The following is an 18,637-nucleotide window of genomic DNA, read 5'->3' as shown; positions in this document are numbered from 1 at the left end:
AGCCTTGCAAGCCTATGTCTGGCGCGCTTCCTGCACCCGAATCTCCGCGGTCTGGGCCAGCACCCAATCCCGGAACACCTTGATCTTCGGTGTGTTGCGGCGGCTTTCCAGATGCACCAGCCAATAGCCGTCGCCGTCGGATCCAAGGACGTCGAACGGCTGTATCAACTGACCGTTCGCCAGCAGGGCGCTGTAGATATTGCGGGTGAGGATGGCCGCGCCCCGATCGGTCAAAGCCGCCATTGCATCATAGGCCTGCGAACCCAGCATCGGGCCCGCAATGACGCGATCGGGTTCGAAAGGCACACCGGCGGCTTCGAACCAGATTTTCCACCAGGGATCGTCGGCGCAGCACAGCGGCACCTTGTAGAGATCCTCGGGGCGGCGGATGCCGCCCACGCTTTCGGCCAGTTTTGGGCTGAGCATGGGCGTGTAGTCGGCCTTGAACAGATAGTGCGCAGTCAGACCGGGCCAATTTCCGGTGCCGGTCCGGATGCCGATGTCCATGTCCTCGCGTGCGAAATCGACCAGCCGGGGCGATGTATTGACCTTCACCGCAAGATCGGGATGCATCAACTGGAATGTTCCGAGCCACACGGCCAGCCAGTTCGTCGCAAAGGTTTCCATGGTCGTCACCGACAGCACGCCGGTCGCTCCGCCCTTGGTGACGACCCACGCATCCGCCAGCGCCGAGAACGCGCCGGAAGCATGCGGCGCCAACTGCTGGCCGGCCTCGGTCAAGGCAATCTGCCTTGTTTTTCTTATGAAAAGCGGCGTTCCGGCACGTTCTTCCAGCACCTTGATCTGATAGCTGGCCGCCGATTGGGTCATGCCGAGTTCTTCGGCCGCCTTGGTGAAACTGCCCAGTCTGGCTGCGGCTTCAAAGACCCGGATGGCCCCTAAGGGCGGTAGTTCCCAACTCATGACGCATCAATCCTCCTGATGCATGGTACGCGACGTTCGATTGGAATCCAAGGCCGCGAACAGGCATGCTCTGGTCATCAACACGAACCCGAAAGGACCACGGCAATGACCCTCTACAACACGCTTCGCCGACCGGTGCTCGACCTCTTTACCGCGCCGTTCAGACCCCGCAGGCGCGGCCTGCTCGACCAGCGTTCGCTGTCGGATCATTTCCTGCGCGATATCGGCGTGCTCGACGGACACGTGCCTCCCGGCACCATTCGCTGAAGAAGTTTTTTGACTCACATGGACGCAAGGGAGGGAAAGATGGATGAGTTGTCGCAAGCTCTGGAGAAGAGCCGCCAAACGATCAGCGCCTATGAGGATTATGCCGATCGCTACGATGCCATCGTGCGGCATGTTCCCAACGAGAGAGAGCAGGCATCGCTGAAGCGGTTTGTGGCGATTGCCGGCACGTCAGGCCGGATTCTCGAAGTCGGGTCGGGAGCCGGATACGATGCGGACTTTCTGGAAGACCTGGGCGTCAAGGTTCGCCGTACCGACGCGACAAAACGGTTTCTCGAACTGCAGGCCGCGCGCGGCAAACACGGTGAGCTTCTCGATCTCCTCACCGACGATCTCGGCGGCCCCTATGACGCCGTCCTGGCGCTCGCGGTTCTGATCCATGTGCCGCGCGACCAGATCGACCAGGTGCTCGGCAAGATAGCCCGGTCGCTGCGGCCCGGCGGCGCCTTCCTCGTATCGATGCGCAATGGCGATGGCGAGGCATCAGGCGAGTATCACACGGTCTACTGGCGCAGGGACGACTTCGCGGCCCGTCTCGAAGCCGCCGGGCTGGTGCTTCTCAGGGACGATTTCAACATTGGCCGCAACAGCGAGGAATGGAACACCTTCCTGACTGTAAGGCCGGCATGAAGGGATCTTTTCTCTTCTCCTATAACGGAGAAGGAGAGGGAGCGCGTGACGTCCGGCCGCTTATCTCGCGACCTTGCGAATAAGCGAGACATTGCCGCCGCAGTGCTGTCTAGTACCGGTTCCTGCACTCCGGGGGGATCAGGGTGGAGCTGGAACTCAAATTTCTGCTTGTCGGATTTGCCTGCGCGGTCTCCGGCATGCTGTCGCTCATCACCTTCTTGAAATGGCGCGAGGTTCGGGCGCTCAGCCGCTGGCTGCCGACGCCGGGAAAGATCATCTCGTCGCGCGTCGAGGCGCGTGAGGTTAGAAACTCGGGCGCTGGCTCGGACAGCAGCGATACCACCGAAATGCGCAATTTTCCGGCCATCACCTTCGAATACAAGGTCGGCGGCAAGAAATTTCAAAGCTCACGCTACAGCGTGAAGGAGAATCTGGGGAATTTCGAAATCCCCGAAACCCTTGCGCAGTTTCCCCGCGGCGCGGAGGTCACCGTCTTCTACAATCCGGCCGATCCGAGCAAGGCGGTGATCGAGCGCACCATGCCGGACGGCGCCTTCAAGTTCATGTTCCAGCTCTCGGCCGGGTTGGTGATCGGCACGGCGGTTCTGGTGTTCTCCATCGGCGGCGTGCTCGAGGCGATCCGGCCGCATCTGCCCAAGCCGCAGAATCTCGGCGCCGCGGCACTGCTGCTGTTCATGGGCCTGTTCGCCCTGCGTATGGGTTTCGTCCAGAAATCGCTTGCCGAGCAGGCAGCCAAATGGCCGGTCACCGCCGGCCGTATTGAGTCCTCAGGTCTGCAAGCGCTGCGAAACTACAGCAGCTATCGACGCTGGCGCACGGTTTTCAAATCCCGCATCGTCTACAGCTATGGCGTTGCCGGCCAGCGCTACACCTCCGACCGCGTCACCTTCGGCGCCACGGTCACCGCTTCGCTACCCGGCCTCGTCAGCGGTCAGGCACGAAGCTATGCCGAGGGCAGCAACGTCGACGTCCACTATGACCCCGCCAATCCTGGCTCGGCGGTGCTCGAATGCCGGGTGCGCGGCCTCTGGCTGCTGTGGCTCTGTTCGGCAGGATTTCTCGGCGGCGCTGCCTTTCTGGTCGGGCTGGTGTGAGGACAGGTTTTTGGCTTCCAGAACGCTCACCCGGAGACATCAAGTGATCCTTCGCAAGCTGGCCTTCGTTTTCCTGGGCTTGCTCGGGCCGATCCAGGGGGCGAGCGCGAGGGAATGTCTGCTGAGCCACGCCACCTACCGCGAGCCGCGTTCGGGCGCCGTTCTGCAATTCCGGCCGCTCGATAATGAGCCGGCAGCGCTGACGGCGCAGGTGTTTTCGCTGCGCGTGCCCAATACCGTTAAAAACCTGCCGGCCGACATCACCTGGACCAACGGCAAGAATTCCTTTCCGCTCGGCACCATCCGCCACACCTGCACCGACGACGACCGCGAAGCTGGCCTGCAGGACGGCAGCGGACTGTGCAGGATATGGGATGGCCAGGTCTACGCCTTGACCGGTGGCGGCGCCGAGCAGTTGAACTCGCGCGAGGCGACACCGGCGCCGAAAGGGCTGCTGTTGCCCGATTTCGGCGTGGCTTTCACCGAATGGGCCGATTTCGCCAACGCCAACCCGGACGGTTCGGCATGGGATGCCTTTACTCTGACAGGATGCAGCGATGACTAGCGCCATGAGATCGATCGTTTGGATCAGCATCCTGTTTGCCTCCATGACGATATCCGTCGCGGCACGCGCGGACGAGCCGGCGCCGTCACGTCCGCCGATCGACAAATGCGTCTGGGAAAAAATGGCCGACAAGACCATCGGCCTTGCCGCCTGGGCGCAGCGCTGCGACTTCGGCTTCCGCCAGATCCATTTCGAATTCGCTGGAAACGCGCTTGCCATCAAATACAGCGATGGTGGCGCGGCTGAGCCGCTGGTCGAGGTGTTCAACATAAAATCAGGCGAAACCGCCGAAGCCGCCATGCAGCGCCTGTTCCTGGAAAAGACCGACAAGGCCGTCAGCGCCCGCTGCGTGCTGGCGCCTTACACGGAAGGCACCGTACCCGCCGGCGTCAAACGCTACACATTCAGCCCCGACGCCGCCTACGCGAAAGAACTGGCCGCGATTGCCGACCCCAACGAGGTTCCCGAGCCGCCCTGTGGCGACTGGGGCGAAATGCCTGACGGCATCCAGTATTTCGAGGTGCCGGCGGGTGAGGGGCGGAATGTGCTGTTCGTGCGGGTGGGGCAGGACGAGCCGTTGTTTGACGAGCAAACGCTGCGGGTGTTGCCGGCGGGATAGGCGCCGAGTTCCTGATCGCGGTTGCTACCCTATGCCTCTACGTACTCCGCGAGACTGACACCGTTTGGCACGTCCAGGCCATCCGCACGCAGGCCCTCAATGTGGAAGCGTATTGCGTCGCGAATTTCGATTTCCACTTCTGGCACGGTCGCACCAGTCGCGATGCAGCCCGGGAGGTCCGGCACATAAGCGGAGAAATTATCTCCTGCTTTTTCAATCACTACGGCGTAGCGCATACAGTCACTCCTTCAAACCGGACTGTTTGAGGATGCTGTTCAGTGTGCCTGGCGCAACCTCTTCAGACGGCTTGCCGGCCACAGTGACGCGGCCGGCTTTGATTTTGTGCTTATATTGGCGATGGCTGCCCTTGGTTGCAACCAGATACCAGCCGTCAGTCTCCAGCAAGCGAATAACCTCGCGAACTGTAAGCCGAGGTGGCATCTACTCCTCAGCTGCACCCGCTCGTAGCGCCGCACGTGTCGCACTTCTCACAGGTCCCGTTCCGCACCATGGTGAAATTCTGGCACTCGGAGCAGGAATTGCCGGTGTAGCCTTGCAGCAGTGACTTGGCGCGGCGGTCGGCGGCGAGTTTCTTCGCTTCGGCGGCTTCGTTCGCTGCGGCGTCGGTGAACAGCGCCGCCGTGGTGTCCGAGGCTACGGAAGCAGAGCCCGCCGCTTCCTCGAAGGCGATGTCTTCGGCCAGTTCCTTGGCCCGCTCCTCATAGTCGCGCTTGTAGGCGACCGCCTCGTCGCTGGCCGGCTTCAGCGCCAGAACGTTGGAGCCGGAGAAGGCGGTGGGCGCCGAGCGGGCAGGGGTGCCGGGGCCGGCAAAGCCCTTCGGCTCGTTGCCGATTGCCCTCGACACCAGCTTCACCGGCGAACCACGGGTCAGGCCCTTGGAGACGGCGTCGGTCTTGCCTTCGCTGATGCCGCGGCCGAGCGCGGTGTTGGAGAAGTCCGACTGGTCGACATGGGCGAGGTCGTTGCGGCCGAGATAGGAGATGGCGAGTTCGCGGAACACGTAGTCGAGGATCGACGTCGCGCTCTTGATGGCATCGTTGCCGATGACCATGCCGGCCGGCTCGAACTTGGTGAAGGTGAAGGCGTGCACATATTCGTCGAGCGGCACGCCGTACTGCAGGCCGAGCGAAATGGCGATGGCGAAGTTGTTGAGAAGGCCACGCAGCGTGGCGCCTTCCTTGTTCATGTCGATGAAGATCTCGCCGAGGCGGCCATCATCATATTCGCCGGTGCGCAGGAAGATCGTGTTGCCACCGATCTTGGCCTTCTGGGTGTAACCCTTGCGGCGGCCGGGCAGCTTTTCCTGCTCGCGCGAGACGCGTTCGATGATGCGCTCGACGATGCGTTCGGTGATCTGCGCCGCACGCGCCGCGGCCGGGGCCGCGATCAACTGCTCGACGGCTTCGTCCTCGTCCTCCTCGCCATCGGCGAGCAGCGAGGCGTTCAGCGGCTGCGAAAGTTTCGAGCCGTCGCGGTAGAGCGCGTTGGCCTTCAGCGCCAGCTTCCACGACAGCATGTAGGCGCCCTTGGCGTCTTCAACCGTCGCATCGTTGGGCATGTTGATGGTCTTGGAGATGGCGCCCGAGATGAAGGGCTGCGCCGCCGCCATCATCTGGATGTGGCTGTTGATCGAAAGCGAACGCTTGCCGATCTTGCCGCAGGGGCTGGCGCAGTCGAACACGGCGAGGTGTTCGGCCTTGAGGAAGGGCGCGCCTTCCAGCGTCATGGCGCCGCAGACATGGATGTTGGCGGACTCGATGTCCTTCCTGGAGAAGCCCATCGCCGGCAGCATCTCGAACGAGAAGTCGTTGAGCTGCTCGTCGGTGAAGCCGAAGGTTTCCTTCACCCAGTCGGCGCCGAGCGTCCACTGGTTGAAGACGAACTTGATGTCGAAGGCCGACTTCAGCGCCGCATTGAGCGCGGCGATCTTGTCGTCGCTGAACCCCTTGGCCTTGAGCGAGCCGGGATTGATGCCGGGCGCCTGGTTGAGATTGCCGTGGCCGACGGCGTAAGCCTCGATCTCGGCGATCTGGCTCTCGGAATAGCCGAGCGTGCGCAGCGCCTCCGGCACGGCGCGATTGATGATCTTGAAGTAGCCGCCGCCGGCGAGCTTCTTGAACTTCACCAGCGCGAAATCGGGCTCGATGCCGGTGGTGTCGCAATCCATGACCAGGCCGATCGTGCCGGTCGGCGCGATCACGGTTGCCTGCGCATTGCGGTAGCCATGCTCCTCGCCGAGCTCGATGGCGCGGTCCCAGGCGGCCTTCGCATGCTCGGCAAGCGCCTGCTGCTTGAGGTCGGAGGCGACCAGCGGCACCGGATTGACGGCGAGCTTCTCATAGCCGTCCTTGTCGCCATAGGCGGCGCGGCGATGGTTGCGCATGACGCGCAGCATGTTCTGGGCGTTGCGGTCATAGTCCGGGAACGCGCCGAGCTCGGAGGCCATTTCCGCCGAGGTGGCATAGGCGACGCCGGTCATGATCGCGGTGAGTGCTGCGCAGATGGCGCGGCCCTCATCGGAATCATAGGGAATGCCAGAGGTCATCAGCAGGCCGCCAATGTTGGCGTAGCCGAGACCGAGCGTGCGGTATTCGTAGGAGAGCTTGGCGATCTCCTTCGACGGGAACTGCGCCATCATGACCGAGATTTCGAGAACGATGGTCCACAGCCGCACGGTGTGCTCGTAGGCAGCGATGTCGATCGTGCCGTCGGCGTTGCGGTAGGGCAGTAGGTTGACAGAGGCGAGGTTGCAGGCCGTGTCGTCGAGGAACATATATTCCGAGCACGGGTTGGACGCCCGGATCGCACCGGCCGAAGCGCAGGTGTGCCAGTCGTTCATCGTCGTGTTGAAATGCAGGCCCGGATCCGCCGACGCCCAGGCGGCGTAGCCGATTTTTTCCCAGAGATCCCTGGCCTTCAGCGTCTTCAGCACCTTGCCGTCCTTGCGGGCGGTCAGGTGCCAGTCGGCATCGTCCTCGACGGCGCGCAGGAAATTGTCCTTCAGCGACACCGAATTGTTGGAGTTCTGGCCCGAAACGGTCAGGTAGGCGTCCGAATCCCAGTCGGTGTCGTAGGTCTTGAACGACATCGAGGTGTAGCCCTGCTTGGCGAACTGGATGACGCGGTAGATGTAGTTCTCCGGCACCGCCGACTTCTTGGCCGCCTTGATCTCGCGCTTCAGCGCCGTGTTGATGGCCGGATCGAAGCAGTCCTCGCCATTGCCTTCGCAATTGACGCAGGCCTTCATGATGGCTTCGAGATGCTTCTTGACGATCTTCGAGCCGGTCACCAGCGAGGCGACCTTCTGCTCTTCATTGACCTTCCAGTCGATGAATTCCTCGATATCGGGGTGATCGGCGTCGACGATGACCATTTTGGCGGCGCGGCGCGTCGTGCCGCCCGACTTGATTGCGCCCGCGGCGCGGTCGCCGATCTTGAGGAAGCTCATCAGGCCGGACGAACGGCCGCCGCCGGACAGTTTTTCGCCTTCGCCGCGCAGCAGCGAGAAATTCGAGCCGGTGCCCGAGCCATATTTGAACAGGCGCGCCTCACGCACCCACAGATCCATGATGCCGCCCTCGTTGACGAGGTCGTCCTGCACGCCCTGGATGAAGCAGGCATGCGGCTGCGGATGCTCGTAGGAGGACTTCGACTTGGTCAGCTTGCCGGTGAAGGGGTCGACATAGAAGTGGCCCTGGCTAGGGCCATCAATGCCGTAGGCCCAGTGCAACCCAGTGTTGAACCATTGCGGCGAATTCGGCGCGACGCGCTGGGTGGCCAGCATATAGGCCAGCTCGTCGCGGAAGGTGCGCGCGTCTTCTTCCGACTTGAAGTAGCCGCCCTTGTAGCCCCAATAGGTCCAGGTGCCGGCCAGCCGGTCGAAGACCTGGCGGGCATCGATCTCGGAACCGTAGCGCTCGGCTTCCGGCAGCTTGGCCAGTTCGGCTTCGTCGGCGACGGAGCGCCACAGGAAGGAGGGAACGTCGTTCTCCTCGACCTTCTTCAGGCGCGCGGGCACACCGGCCTTGCGGAAATATTTCTGCGCCAGGATGTCGGCGGCGACCTGGGAGAACTGCGCCGGCACATCGATGTTGTCGAGACGGAAGACCACCGAGCCATCCGGATTCTTGATCTCGGAAAGCGCCTTGCGGAATTCGATCTCCGCATAAGCCGATTGCCCTTGCTTGGTGAAGCGACGCTCGATGCGCATTGGTCCGGTCCTTTTGTCTATATATAGCGCTTTTCCCCAGGGATTTCTCCCCCTGATGCGAAACGCGCATGTCCGCCGTCTGCCGGCGTTCGAAAACGGCCGGCTCTCCATTCCGCGATCCCCGCCAGCACTTGCTGCCTGGGCTTCCTGTGAAGCCTCTGTCACAACGCACCGGGGAGACCCCGCGGGTCCCTCAAATCTGATTTTTTCGATTCCCTCACTCGAGGGAAATTCACACTATCTAGCGTCGAACCTACCTGCAAACACTAAATATAGTATTAACAGACAATTTATTCCAGTCCGACAATTCTCCCTTTCGTCGCCCCACCACCCCACAATCCCAACGCTTCCGCCGGCCTCGTAAACAGGCGGAAATGCGGGGAAAAACGCACATAATCCGGGAAAAAGACCGGGCTCAGAACTTTCCGGTCGCGCTCTCAACAGGAGCACATGGCCTATAAAAGGCGACTCGTTTTGCGCCGTCAAGGATTCGTTTGCGTAGCTTTTGTGACCCCAACATCTTGTGTGTCACACATGTGGATAACGGGGATAGAAATGCGCCGCTGCGATTGCCGTTTCGAGCGGCGGATCTGCGGTCCTGGACCGTCAGGAGGCGTCCGTCGGGAGCAAATCCGGTCGGCCTCGAAAATCGGCCGGGCCGATTGCCGGATATCAGCCGTAGTGCAGTTTCGGCTTCGGCTCGGTGCCGGTGAACTGCACGCCGACCCGGTCGTTGCGGCGCCAGCGGACCTCGCAGCGATAGGCGACGCCGTCGAGCGGCACATAAAGCAGGAACCGGTCGGGCACCCGTGCCTCAAGCGGTATTTTCAATTCGGCGCCGCCAGCATGCTGGTTGCGCAGCGTCACGGCGATTTCCGAGTTCTGAATCCCGGTGATGACGGTTCCGCCCTTGACCACGCGTGGACGGTGCTCGCGCTGCGGCTCGCCGGTTTGTTGCTGAAGTGGGTCTACAGGATTCGCCATCGATCAAAAGCCAGATTGGCCGATTCTTAGCGAATAAGGATTAGCAAACCATTCATGCTCGGCACATCACAGGGTTGTGAATATGTCCCGGGGGAGGTGGAGGTCGCTCAGGAGAACCTGTGCGGGTCGGCGCAGAAATAGGCGATGATCTGGCAAAGGTCGGCTTCATTGACCATGCGCACCGCTTCGCTGGCATTGACCCATTTGCGGGTGCGGGAGTGCTTTTCCTTCCAGCGGTCGGCGATCTTGTCGACATGCAGCGGAAACACCAGCACCTCGCAAGGCACTTCTTCGCCGGAAGCCAGAACCTTGGCATAGAAATAGCGGCCGGCTTCGAGATGCGAGATGGTTCCGCGCAATCCGGCCTCCTCGCCGGCCTCGCGCGCCGCCGCCTCGCAGAGCGGCTCCTTGGCTTCCGGCCAGCCCTTCGGCAACACCCAGCGGCCCGTGTCGCGGCTGGTGATCAGCATGATCTCGACGCCATTCCCGGTATCGCGCCAGGGCAGGGCGGCAACCTGCAGGCGGCACGGCGCGGTGCCGAAGACTCGCCGGACCCTTTCGGCCAGATGGTTGTGCGTCGTTGGCCTTGTCAACATCGGAGAAGCTAGCCCCAGCCTCCAGAATCGTTTGCCGCCTTACGAATTTTACGGCTAATTGTGACCAATAAAAGTAAAAACTTTGATCAGGCTGGCCGATTCCCGCCAATGGAGGTCGATTTCACAGGATATCCTGCCCCGGGGACCCGTCCACGGAAGCAAATATTGCCGCCGCTGGCGGCTTGATTGGAAAAAGCGGCGTGTTGCGAATCAGCCGGCGTGATCGTCGGCGATCGGCTTCTGGTAGGTGAAGCCCATGTCCCAGGGGAAATAGATCCAGGTGTCCTGGCTGACCTCGGTGACGAAAGTATCGACCAGCGGCCGGCCCTTCGGCTTGGCGTAGACGGTGGCGAAATGCGCCTTGGGCATCATTGCGCGCACGATGCCGGCGGTCTTGCCGGTGTCGGTCAGGTCGTCGATGATCAGCACGCCCACACCGTCGTCGGCAAGCAGCGCCGGCGTGACTTCCTTCAGCACCTGCAACTGACCCTGGCTGGTGTAGTCGTGATAGGAGGCGACGCAGACCGTCTCGATGATGCGTATGCCGAGCTCGCGCGCGATGATCGCCGCCGGGACCAGACCGCCGCGGGTGATGCAGACGATCGCCTTCCATTGTCCCTTGTTGGCGCCGGAAAGCCGCCAGGAAAGCGCACGGGCGTCACGATGGAACTGGTCCCAGGAGACCGGGAAGGCTTTTTCGGGAAGGGACATTTTTCGCGCACTCCGCAGCACGCGAATGCCGCGTGCACAAAAACAGGGGAATGCGCGCGGAATTAACTGGAAAACCTTGGCCTTGGCAAGGGCGGCCGGCAGCGATGGCTGTGGACTTATCGCGACAGGAAGGCCGCCACCTGTGCCGTGCGCAGCACCGTGCGCGTCACGCCGCCGAACAGCAGCTGGCGCAGCCAGGAGTGGCTGTAGGCGCCAAGCACCAGGAGATCGGCGCCGGTCTCGGCGACCCGGTTCTGGATCATGTCGTCGACCGAGGTGCCGCCCGATTTCTGCACCGAGACGCTGACGTTGGCGCCGTGGCGTGACAGTGCCGACGCGATCTCGGCGCCGGCGGCCTCCGGGCTTTCGTCGAACGTATCGGGCGGATCGATGACCAATATGTCGGTCTTCTCGGCCTCGATGATGAAGGGCAGGGCGTCGAAGGCTGCGCGCGCGGCCTCCTTGCTGCCGTTCCAGGCAAGCAGCACATGCTTGAACGTGGTGACCAGCGGCCCCGCGCTCGGCACCACCAGAACCGGCCGGCCGGCGTCATAGACCAGCGTGTCGACATCGGCGCTCGGGTCGCCGCCGGTTTCGCGCTGGGCGGCGATAACCAGGTCGGCGGCGCGCACGCTTGAAATGCCGGTCAGCGCGCTGTCGCCGGAGAAGCTCTCCAGGCTGCGCCATTCGAAAGAGAGGCCGGAATCCTCGATGCGCCGCAGGAACACGGCCTGCAGCTTGTCAGCCCGCTCCCGGCTCATGTCGGCCGAGACCTGCAGGAACTCGGTATCGGGAAAGCCGGTCGCCGACGTGTAGGGCACCGGAAGCGCCTCGGCATGGATGCCGATCAGGTGGCTCTGGAAGCGATTGGCGAGCGGGATGGCGCAGTCGAGCACGCGCTCGGCGTCCTGCTCGTTCTGCAGAATGGCAACGATGGTTTTGAAGCGCATGGTGATCCCTCAAGCTGGCGAGCCTTCAGTCTCGCGTCCAAGAAAACGTCGCGGCGCCGGGCTTGGTTCCGGGTAGAGCAATTCCAGGACAAGTGTGAAGCGGTTTTCCGTCCGGAATTGCGTCAACTGCTCTAGGAGCCGATCAGCTCGCCTTGGCGGCGAAACCCGCCACCATTGCCTCGACATCGGCGCGCGCGGCGTCCAGCGCCTCCTGGCTGCGGGCGCGAACGACCAGTTCGGTCCAGAACTTGCCGTCGCCATATTTTGGGTAGGAGCCGATGATCGTGTCCGGATGCGCTTTCTGAATCTCGCCCAGCGGCCCGCCGACAAGGCCTTCGCCAAATGGACAGTGCACCGTCGCCGACAGCATCTTCGTGCCCGTCTTCAGCGTCGGCACGACATTGTCCAGCATGGCCTGGAAGATCGAAGGCACGCCGGCCATGACGTGGACGTTGCCGATGCGAAAGCCGGGCGCGACCGACACCGGGTTGTCGATATGGTCGGCGCCGCGCGGCATCCGCGCCATGCGCTTGCGCGCCTCGGTGTATTCGATACCGCGCGCCGCATAGCTTGCCTCTAGCAGCGCATAGGCCTTGGCGTCGTATTCGCAGGGCACGCCGAACGCCTTGGCAATCGAATCGGCTGTTATGTCGTCATGGGTCGGGCCGATGCCGCCGGTGGTGAACACATAGGTGTAGCGCACACGCACGGCATTCACCGCAGCTATGATCTCGTCTTCCTCGTCGGGAACGATGCGCACTTCCTTAAGGTCGATGCCGACGGCCGTCATGATGTCGGCGAGGTGGCCGATGTTCTTGTCCTTGGTGCGGCCGGAGAGAATCTCATCGCCGATGACGAGCATGGCGGCGGTAACGATTTCAGTCATGGAGGGCTCCGGCAGGACGGGTCGCCTGAAATAGCGCGGCGCGTGGCTATCGGCAATGCCACCTCGGTGGTGAACAATCCATGCCTGGACGCGTCCGTTTCGATGCGCGGTTGCAGCGCAACCGGATGTGGGTAAGCTCGAACCGGTTCTGATCCGAGTGAACAATGCTGATATCGATCCTGTCATGGCTGCTGGCCCTGCTGTTGCTGCTGGCGGTCCTGGGGATCGCCTGCATGGTGCTGGCGACGCTGTGGATCGCGGCGAAGGCGCAAAGACTGGTGCCGCCGGTCGGAAAATTCGTCGAGATCGACGGCAACCGCATCCACTATGTCGATGTGGGCGAGGGGCGGCCGATCGTGTTCCTGCACGGGCTTGGCGCGCAACTCCACCACTTCCGGCACACGCTGTTCGGACATTTCGGCCAGGGCTATCGGCTGATAGCGCTCGATCGCCCGGGATCAGGCTATTCGACGCGCGCCAACGGGGCCACCGGCCGCTTGCCTGAACAGGCGGCCCTGGTGCGCCGCTTCATCGAAAAGCTGGGGCTGGAAAGGCCGCTGGTGGTGGGCCACTCGCTGGGTGGCGCCATCACGCTGACCCTGGCCGTGGAGCATCCCGAGGCGATTTCGGGCATCGCCTTGCTGGCGCCGCTGACGCATCTGGAAAACCGGGCGCGCCAGCGGTTTGACCTGCTCTACATCCCCTCGCGCCTGAAGCGCTGGATCGTGGCCTATACGGTGGCGATACCGCTCAGCCTGCACTATGCGCGGCCGACAATGGAATTCATCTTCGCGCCGCAGGCTTTTCCGACGGACTATATGGTCGGGGGCGGCGGCTGGCTGGGGTTGCGGCCGGCGCATTTCCAGGCGACATCCGCCGATGTCGTGGCCGTCGAACAGGACCTCGGCCGCGTCGAACTGCGCTACAACGAGATTGTCATTCCAGCCGGCATCCTTTTCGGCACCGCCGACCGCGTCATCGACATCCGCATCCATGGCGAGCCGATGCTAGGCAAGATCGCGGGGCTCGATTTCGAATCCTTCGACGGCGTCGGCCATATGCCGCAGTTCGTCGAGCCCAAGCGGGTGGTTGGCTTCATCGAGCGCATTGCTGCCCGCGCGTTTCCATCACCGCTGCCTCACGACAATTTCAATGAACCAACCGGCTGACTGCCGGGTTTACCCCGTGTCGCACCCAAGGCGACCAAGACACGGAGTAATGCAATGTACAGGAAATTTCTCGCAGCATCGGTTCTGACGATCGGCCTCGCCACATCGGCGATGGCGCAATCGTCCGACGGTGCATATTCCAACCATAACAACTGGTGGCCGTTCGGCAACGAACAGTCCTCGGGCGTCGACCACAACACGACCGGAAGCATCAACGGCGACCGCTCTGGGCTGGACAGCCTTGGCAATTCAGGCGCGTCCGGCCCGTGTGCCTACAGCACCGCCGGTCCTGATGCGAATGCCCAGGGCAACGTGAACGACCAATACTGCGGCAAATAGTTCAGCCGCGGGCAGCCGCCGACCATAGGGGCGTCGTCTCTCCTGACGTCCACGGTCGGCGCCGTGCCTCTTCCTGCTTGCAAGTTTCTCTGCGGAAAGTCTGGCTAGTCGGAAACTTCGGTCTGCGGCCGATCGCGGCCATCGGCCAGTTCCTCGTGCCATTTGCCGTCTGCATCCTCATATTGGATGCCGTCCGTTGCGCCTGCCACCTGCTGCTCGGCCGAGGCGATCTCGGCGGCACGCAACGCATCCTGATGGGTGGGAAATGTCTCCGAGAAGGTCGAACCGACCTTATAGGCCCAGCCGCCGTCATGCTCGACGATCTTGTAAGTCAGCTTCGCCATCAAAACCTCCGGTTGAAAGGTCCGCCTGCTCAATGCAGCCGGTCGTCGGAAAGCCTGTCGTCGGGCACCAGAACTTCCGATTCCCTGGCAGCCTCGATCAATGCCCGTCGCGCTTCCGCTGTCGAACGATAACCTTCCAGCACTTTGAGGCAAGTGTCGAGGGCATCACGATGACGCGGGCCGCGATTGAGCGGCCACACCGTCATGAGGCACTCCGCCGCTTCCTGGGTGCTGCGGATATGGCGATATTTGCCGACATGACCGAGTTCGACCACCACCGGCGTTTCAAAAGGTTTGTTGTCCATCATGGCCGCAACGCAAAGCAGCCAATTTGGTTGCAAAAGTGGCCCGGAACGTGCGCCCAATAGTCGCGTCGCGTTTTGCGACGTGCTTTTGGACGACACGCATCTGCGTCTCAGTAGCCGCAGTCGTTGCGCAGCCAGCGTGCGTTCGCCCAGCCGGTCGTGCCGCCGATTTCGACCTGATACCAGTTGCCGCGCCGGTCGAAAATCTCGACATGGTCGCCATTGAACAGCTGGCCGATCATCCGCGATGACGAGTTCGGCCGTGTCCGCACGGCGAGAAAGCCGCTGCCGGTCGCCAGATTGTAGCGGCCGGACAGGCCGTGCACCGTCCCCTCGCAATATTGCGCGACGCTCGGCGTCGATGCGCCGAGCCAAAGGCCGGCGACGGCCACAAGCATTGCAGCCGGCAAGAATGCCCTGAACGACATGATCTCCTCCCAAGCCCGGCCGCGCCCGCCGCAGCCTTACCCAGCCTAACAGTTTGCGGCCAGAATTGAAGCGGGCGTCTGCAAATCGGCTAGGCTGCATCGGGAGGCCCCGATATCAAAAGAATGGCCGGTTCAGCCCGCCGCCTTCATCCAGTGCTCCATGGTCGTCACCGAGCGGGCGAGCTGAGGCGCCGGATGGATCTATTCCTTGAATGTGGCGGCCGCGCGCCAGCCCCAGCGCGGATCTGCGAGGAAGGCGCGGGCCAGCGCCACCATGTCGGCGCGGCCCTCGGCGATGACAGCCTCGGCCTGCTGGGGATCGTCGATCAGGCCGACCGCGCGGGTCGGGATGTCGGCGCCCTTGCGCACGGCTTCCGCCAGATGCACCTGATAGCCGGGACCGGTGGGCAATTTCTGCAGCGGAGAATTGCCGCCGCTGGAGCAGCAGAGATAGGCGACGCCCTCGGCCTTCAGGGCCTTCGCCACCTCGATCGCGTCCTCGACGTCGAAGCCGCCATCGACCCAGTCTTTCACCGACAGTCGCGTGCCGAGCATCAGCTTCGGCGCCGCCTTCTTCACGGCCCTGGCGACTTCGACGACAAGACGCATCCGGTTTTCCAGCGAGCCGCCCCAGCGGTCCGTGCGCTGGTTGGACAGCGGCGACAGGAACTGGAAGATCAGGTAGCCATGTGCCGCGTGCAGTTCGATGAAGTCGAAGCCGGCGCGTTCGGCCCGCCTGGCGGCTTCGACGAACCGCTCGATGAGCTGCAGGATCTCTTGCTCATCAAGCGCGTGCGGCACGTTCCAGCCGGTGTCGTAGGCGATGGCCGAGGCCGAGACGGTCTGCCAGGGGTCTTCGTTCGGCTGCAGCGGCCCGCCGCCCTCCCAGGGCTTGCGGTTCGAGGCCTTGCGGCCGGCATGCGCCAGCTGCGTGCCGAATTTCGTGCCCGGCGCGGCGACGCGCCGTGCCGCATCCAGTGTGCGGCGCGCAGCGGCTTCGTTGTCGTCGGAGTAAAGCCCGAGGCAACCATGGGTGATGCGCCCGCGCCGCTCTACATCGGTCATCTCCACCGTGACCATGCCGGCGCCGGACATGGCAAGGTTCATCCAGTGGTAAAGATGCCAGTCGCTGGCCGAGCCGTCCTCGGCGGAATACTGGCACATCGGCGCCACGGCGATGCGGTTGGGGAAGGTGAGGCCGTTGAGGGTGATCGGCTGGAAAAGCGATGCAGTCATGAACAGGGCTCCGGGAGAGGGAACGCGTTATCTAGGCGACGGATATCTTGCATACCACACACGAGAGAGTGAAACGCTGGACCAATCGCTTCCCCAATTGCGCCAGCGCCGGTTCGCGGCTACGCCTGCCCCGGCGGCAAATATCGAGGTGTCCAATGGAAGATCGTATTCGTATCCGTTCGGAAGAGGTTCTTTCCGACGACTGGGCGGTGCTGAAAAAGACCGTGCTCGACTATCGCCGGCGCGACGGCCAGTGGGAGACGCAGATCCGCCAGACCTATGATCGCGGCGACGGAGCGGTGATCCTGCCCTACGACCCCCAGCGTTCGACGGTGCTTCTGGTGCGCCAGTTCCGCTATCCTGCCTATGTCACCGGCCACCGCGAGCCGCTGATCGAGGCCTGTGCCGGGCTGCTCGACGAAAACGATCCGGAGACCGCCATCCGCAAGGAAGCCGAGGAGGAACTCGGCTACCGGCTGAACAAGATTGAGCGGCTGTTTTCGCCTTACATGAGTCCGGGCAGCGTCACCGAACGGCTGTGGTTCTTCATTGCCCGGTATTCGCCCGCCGACCGCATCTCGGCCGGCGGCGGCGCACCGGAAGAGGGCGAGGACATCGAGGTCCTGGAAATGCCGCTCGACGAAGCGCTGGCCGGCATCGCCGACGGCCGGATTGTCGATGCGAAGACCATCATCCTGATCCAGCATCTGAAGCTGAACCCGATGCCCGTTTGACGCGACCTTCCCGGACCAGGGGAACCAAAGCGATCAGCGGCGGTTAACCCTCGAAGGGACCGCAACGGAAGCGGAACGATGGTTGAGCTTTTCAATATGGAACTGGCCAAGGCCAGGCAGCGCGTCAATCGAGCGGAACTCGCTCTGGAACGCGCGGAAGAAATGTTGGACGAGGACTGCGGCGTCGGAATCAATATTGCGCTTTGCAGCCGGATCAGGACCGCGCAGCGGCAGGTGATCGAGGCCAGGGAGCGCCTGACAAAGATCGATCCGTCAGCAGTTTTGGGTCGTTCCCAGTGATGATCGCGACATTTCACCACGAAACCGCGAGAGGCGGTGCGGTCTATCGCGCTGCCAGGCTCGCGCTTCTGACGCAGCGGATTATCCGACATATTGAGCACACGGATGCTGCCGCGGAGAAGGTCGAGCGAGCGCTGACCAAATTGGCCGAAGCAAACGCTCTCGATGAACCAGCTCGCGCAGGATCACTCAGTTCACGCCGTCCTGGCTAGGCTGCGCCTCAGGCGTTGGCGCCGAACTGAGGCATTTCGATCCATGGAGGCCAAAGACGCCTCCATGGGATCATATATTAGCAATATACAATATATTAATGGCTATAATGCAGCCTCGGCTCAGGGACGGAAAATACCTCCCATCGACGTTCTGACACGCGCCCTAAAGCGCCGGAACGCTCGACCAATGCGGAGCAAAACGCATGAGTGTCGGAGCCGCTCTCGAACAATTGCTCAGGCTGATTCATCGCCGAGCCATCAAATTGGCGATGCTGCCGGAGGATGAAAGGGATTCCCACTACGATCGAATCCGCCTGTCATGTTGCGCGGCTGCCGAGCACATCGGGCAAGATCCCGACAGGGCAGCCATCACGGCGAACGATATGGTTGAGTTTGTTCGCGCGCTGGTCGGGATCATTGAGGTGGGCTCAGAGCCAAGCGCCGATCAACGGCCGCCGGTGCTGCATTCGGGCAGCCATGAGATGGGCACGACGCGCTCTAGCAAACAGGGAAGAACGCCATCTTTGGCGAGCGGGTACGAGGCGACTAAGGCTGGTGCTGTACGATGTAGCTGCTGGTGCTGGCATCGGCGCCGAGGCCGCGCGTCACAAGAACCCTTGTATAGCCGACCGGTAGGCCCTCTGTGACGGTCGCGTCAACGAGACGACACCGGCCAACGGTTTCGCCGTTCGGAGCGCTTGCCAGCCTGTCCTTCAGCGAAGCCATGCATAAATCGAGCGACGCATACATGGCCGGGCCCATATCGACGGGTTTGCAGACGGAACCTTCGCCCGGGCTGCACTGGAGCAAAACCATTACTGCGGCAGTCGCCGGATCCATTTTCAAAAACTCCCACGCTTTGACGAGGCTCAACGTGGAAATGCATCCTTTGTTTCACTGTTGCCAAAAATTGAATGGGAATTGCCATTCTCGATACGCCTTGCGCCCGAATCCCCGGCGGTGGCGACATACTGGTGCGCGACGGGGCTGGCCGGCATTGCCGACGGCGCATCGTCGATGCCAAGAGCATCATCCCGATCCAGCATCTGAAGCTGAACCCGATTAGGGCCTGGT

General features: G+C 62.5%; 23 protein-coding genes and 1 pseudogene. 9 read left to right on the top strand and 15 right to left on the bottom strand.

The features are described from left to right. Positions 1-12: 12 nt before the first annotated feature. The gene (locus JG746_RS21825) at positions 13-924 is read right to left on the bottom strand and encodes a LysR substrate-binding domain-containing protein (RefSeq protein WP_202354623.1); all 912 of its coding nucleotides are present in this window, start codon (positions 922-924) and stop codon (positions 13-15) included. A gap of 105 nt (positions 925-1,029) precedes the next feature. Between JG746_RS21825 and JG746_RS21820 the strand changes: the two genes are divergently transcribed. The 5 genes from JG746_RS21820 (at position 1,030) to JG746_RS21800 (ending at position 4,138) form a co-directional block, all read left to right on the top strand. After that, on the top strand, positions 1,030-1,191 hold the full coding sequence (locus tag JG746_RS21820; RefSeq protein WP_202354622.1) for a hypothetical protein: 162 nt from the start codon (positions 1,030-1,032) through the stop codon (positions 1,189-1,191). 39 nt (positions 1,192-1,230) lie between these two features. Continuing rightward, the gene (locus JG746_RS21815; protein WP_202354621.1) at positions 1,231-1,839 is read left to right on the top strand and encodes a class I SAM-dependent DNA methyltransferase; all 609 of its coding nucleotides are present in this window, start codon (positions 1,231-1,233) and stop codon (positions 1,837-1,839) included. A gap of 143 nt (positions 1,840-1,982) precedes the next feature. Next, positions 1,983-2,954, top strand: coding sequence for a DUF3592 domain-containing protein (locus JG746_RS21810; RefSeq protein WP_202354620.1), 972 nt, complete (start codon positions 1,983-1,985; stop codon positions 2,952-2,954). A gap of 43 nt (positions 2,955-2,997) precedes the next feature. Then, positions 2,998-3,519 (top strand): hypothetical protein, encoded by a 522-nt coding sequence (locus JG746_RS21805; RefSeq protein ID WP_202354619.1) that lies wholly within the window; start codon positions 2,998-3,000, stop codon positions 3,517-3,519. A gap of 4 nt (positions 3,520-3,523) precedes the next feature. Further along, entirely contained in the window at positions 3,524-4,138 is a 615-nt protein-coding gene (locus JG746_RS21800) for a hypothetical protein (protein WP_244730373.1), read from the top strand. A 29-nt stretch (positions 4,139-4,167) separates the two neighbouring features. Here the strand turns inward: JG746_RS21800 and JG746_RS21795 are convergent, their stop codons facing one another. The 8 genes from JG746_RS21795 to JG746_RS21760 form a co-directional block, all read right to left on the bottom strand. Continuing rightward, complete coding sequence (locus JG746_RS21795) at positions 4,168-4,374, bottom strand: type II toxin-antitoxin system HicB family antitoxin (RefSeq protein ID WP_202354617.1); 207 nt, start codon at positions 4,372-4,374, stop codon at positions 4,168-4,170. A 4-nt stretch (positions 4,375-4,378) separates the two neighbouring features. Continuing rightward, positions 4,379-4,579 (bottom strand): type II toxin-antitoxin system HicA family toxin, encoded by a 201-nt coding sequence (locus JG746_RS21790; protein ID WP_202354616.1) that lies wholly within the window; start codon positions 4,577-4,579, stop codon positions 4,379-4,381. A 7-nt stretch (positions 4,580-4,586) separates the two neighbouring features. Further along, entirely contained in the window at positions 4,587-8,369 is a 3,783-nt protein-coding gene (locus tag JG746_RS21785) for a vitamin B12-dependent ribonucleotide reductase (protein ID WP_202354615.1), read from the bottom strand. 672 nt (positions 8,370-9,041) lie between these two features. After that, positions 9,042-9,353, bottom strand: a complete 312-nt coding sequence (locus tag JG746_RS21780; protein WP_202354614.1) for a PilZ domain-containing protein — start codon at positions 9,351-9,353, stop codon at positions 9,042-9,044. A gap of 107 nt (positions 9,354-9,460) precedes the next feature. After that, positions 9,461-9,949 carry an NUDIX hydrolase gene (locus JG746_RS21775; protein WP_202354613.1) on the bottom strand — a complete coding sequence of 163 codons (489 nt, stop codon included), beginning with the start codon at positions 9,947-9,949 and terminating at the stop codon, positions 9,461-9,463. Between the two features lie 210 nt (positions 9,950-10,159). After that, positions 10,160-10,660 carry a xanthine phosphoribosyltransferase gene (gpt, locus tag JG746_RS21770; protein WP_202354612.1) on the bottom strand — a complete coding sequence of 167 codons (501 nt, stop codon included), beginning with the start codon at positions 10,658-10,660 and terminating at the stop codon, positions 10,160-10,162. 116 nt (positions 10,661-10,776) lie between these two features. Further along, a complete protein-coding gene (locus JG746_RS21765; RefSeq protein WP_202354611.1) occupies positions 10,777-11,610 on the bottom strand; it encodes a universal stress protein in 834 nt (277 codons plus the stop codon). Between the two features lie 142 nt (positions 11,611-11,752). Then, on the bottom strand, positions 11,753-12,496 hold the full coding sequence (locus tag JG746_RS21760) for a competence/damage-inducible protein A (protein WP_202354610.1): 744 nt from the start codon (positions 12,494-12,496) through the stop codon (positions 11,753-11,755). A gap of 164 nt (positions 12,497-12,660) precedes the next feature. On the opposite strand from JG746_RS21760, the gene JG746_RS21755 reads away from it, so the two are divergent. Together JG746_RS21755 and JG746_RS21750 are read left to right on the top strand one after the other, a co-directional pair. Then, on the top strand, positions 12,661-13,665 hold the full coding sequence (locus JG746_RS21755) for an alpha/beta fold hydrolase (RefSeq protein WP_202354609.1): 1,005 nt from the start codon (positions 12,661-12,663) through the stop codon (positions 13,663-13,665). Positions 13,666-13,719: 54 nt separating this feature from the next. After that, positions 13,720-14,004 (top strand): hypothetical protein, encoded by a 285-nt coding sequence (locus JG746_RS21750; RefSeq protein ID WP_202354608.1) that lies wholly within the window; start codon positions 13,720-13,722, stop codon positions 14,002-14,004. Between the two features lie 104 nt (positions 14,005-14,108). Here the strand turns inward: JG746_RS21750 and JG746_RS21745 are convergent, their stop codons facing one another. From JG746_RS21745 to JG746_RS21730, 4 genes and pseudogenes are all read right to left on the bottom strand, one after another. Then, positions 14,109-14,348: a DUF2188 domain-containing protein gene (locus JG746_RS21745; protein ID WP_019857848.1), complete on the bottom strand. Its 240-nt coding sequence runs from the start codon at positions 14,346-14,348 to the stop codon at positions 14,109-14,111. 29 nt (positions 14,349-14,377) lie between these two features. Continuing rightward, a complete protein-coding gene (locus JG746_RS21740; RefSeq protein WP_019857850.1) occupies positions 14,378-14,656 on the bottom strand; it encodes a DUF982 domain-containing protein in 279 nt (92 codons plus the stop codon). A 107-nt stretch (positions 14,657-14,763) separates the two neighbouring features. After that, a complete protein-coding gene (locus JG746_RS21735; RefSeq protein WP_202354607.1) occupies positions 14,764-15,081 on the bottom strand; it encodes an SH3 domain-containing protein in 318 nt (105 codons plus the stop codon). A 132-nt stretch (positions 15,082-15,213) separates the two neighbouring features. Then, positions 15,214-16,317: pseudogene (locus tag JG746_RS21730) on the bottom strand (NADH:flavin oxidoreductase/NADH oxidase). A 155-nt stretch (positions 16,318-16,472) separates the two neighbouring features. Between JG746_RS21730 and JG746_RS21725 the strand changes: the two are divergent. After that, on the top strand, positions 16,473-17,051 hold the full coding sequence (locus JG746_RS21725; protein WP_202354606.1) for an NUDIX domain-containing protein: 579 nt from the start codon (positions 16,473-16,475) through the stop codon (positions 17,049-17,051). Between the two features lie 78 nt (positions 17,052-17,129). Further along, positions 17,130-17,351, top strand: a complete 222-nt coding sequence (locus JG746_RS21720) for a hypothetical protein (RefSeq protein WP_202354605.1) — start codon at positions 17,130-17,132, stop codon at positions 17,349-17,351. A 758-nt stretch (positions 17,352-18,109) separates the two neighbouring features. On the opposite strand, the gene JG746_RS21715 is transcribed toward JG746_RS21720, so the two are convergent. Then, positions 18,110-18,436 carry a hypothetical protein gene (locus tag JG746_RS21715; RefSeq protein WP_244730366.1) on the bottom strand — a complete coding sequence of 109 codons (327 nt, stop codon included), beginning with the start codon at positions 18,434-18,436 and terminating at the stop codon, positions 18,110-18,112. After that, positions 18,433-18,609 carry a hypothetical protein gene (locus JG746_RS21710; protein ID WP_202354604.1) on the bottom strand — a complete coding sequence of 59 codons (177 nt, stop codon included), beginning with the start codon at positions 18,607-18,609 and terminating at the stop codon, positions 18,433-18,435. The genes JG746_RS21715 and JG746_RS21710 overlap by 4 nt, the downstream gene beginning before the upstream one ends. Positions 18,610-18,637: the final 28 nt, after the last annotated feature.

Source organism: Mesorhizobium sp. 113-3-3 (assembly GCF_016756495.1).
Taxonomy (GTDB): domain Bacteria; phylum Pseudomonadota; class Alphaproteobacteria; order Rhizobiales; family Rhizobiaceae; genus Mesorhizobium.
This window is presented reverse-complemented; position numbering and strand designations above follow the sequence as displayed.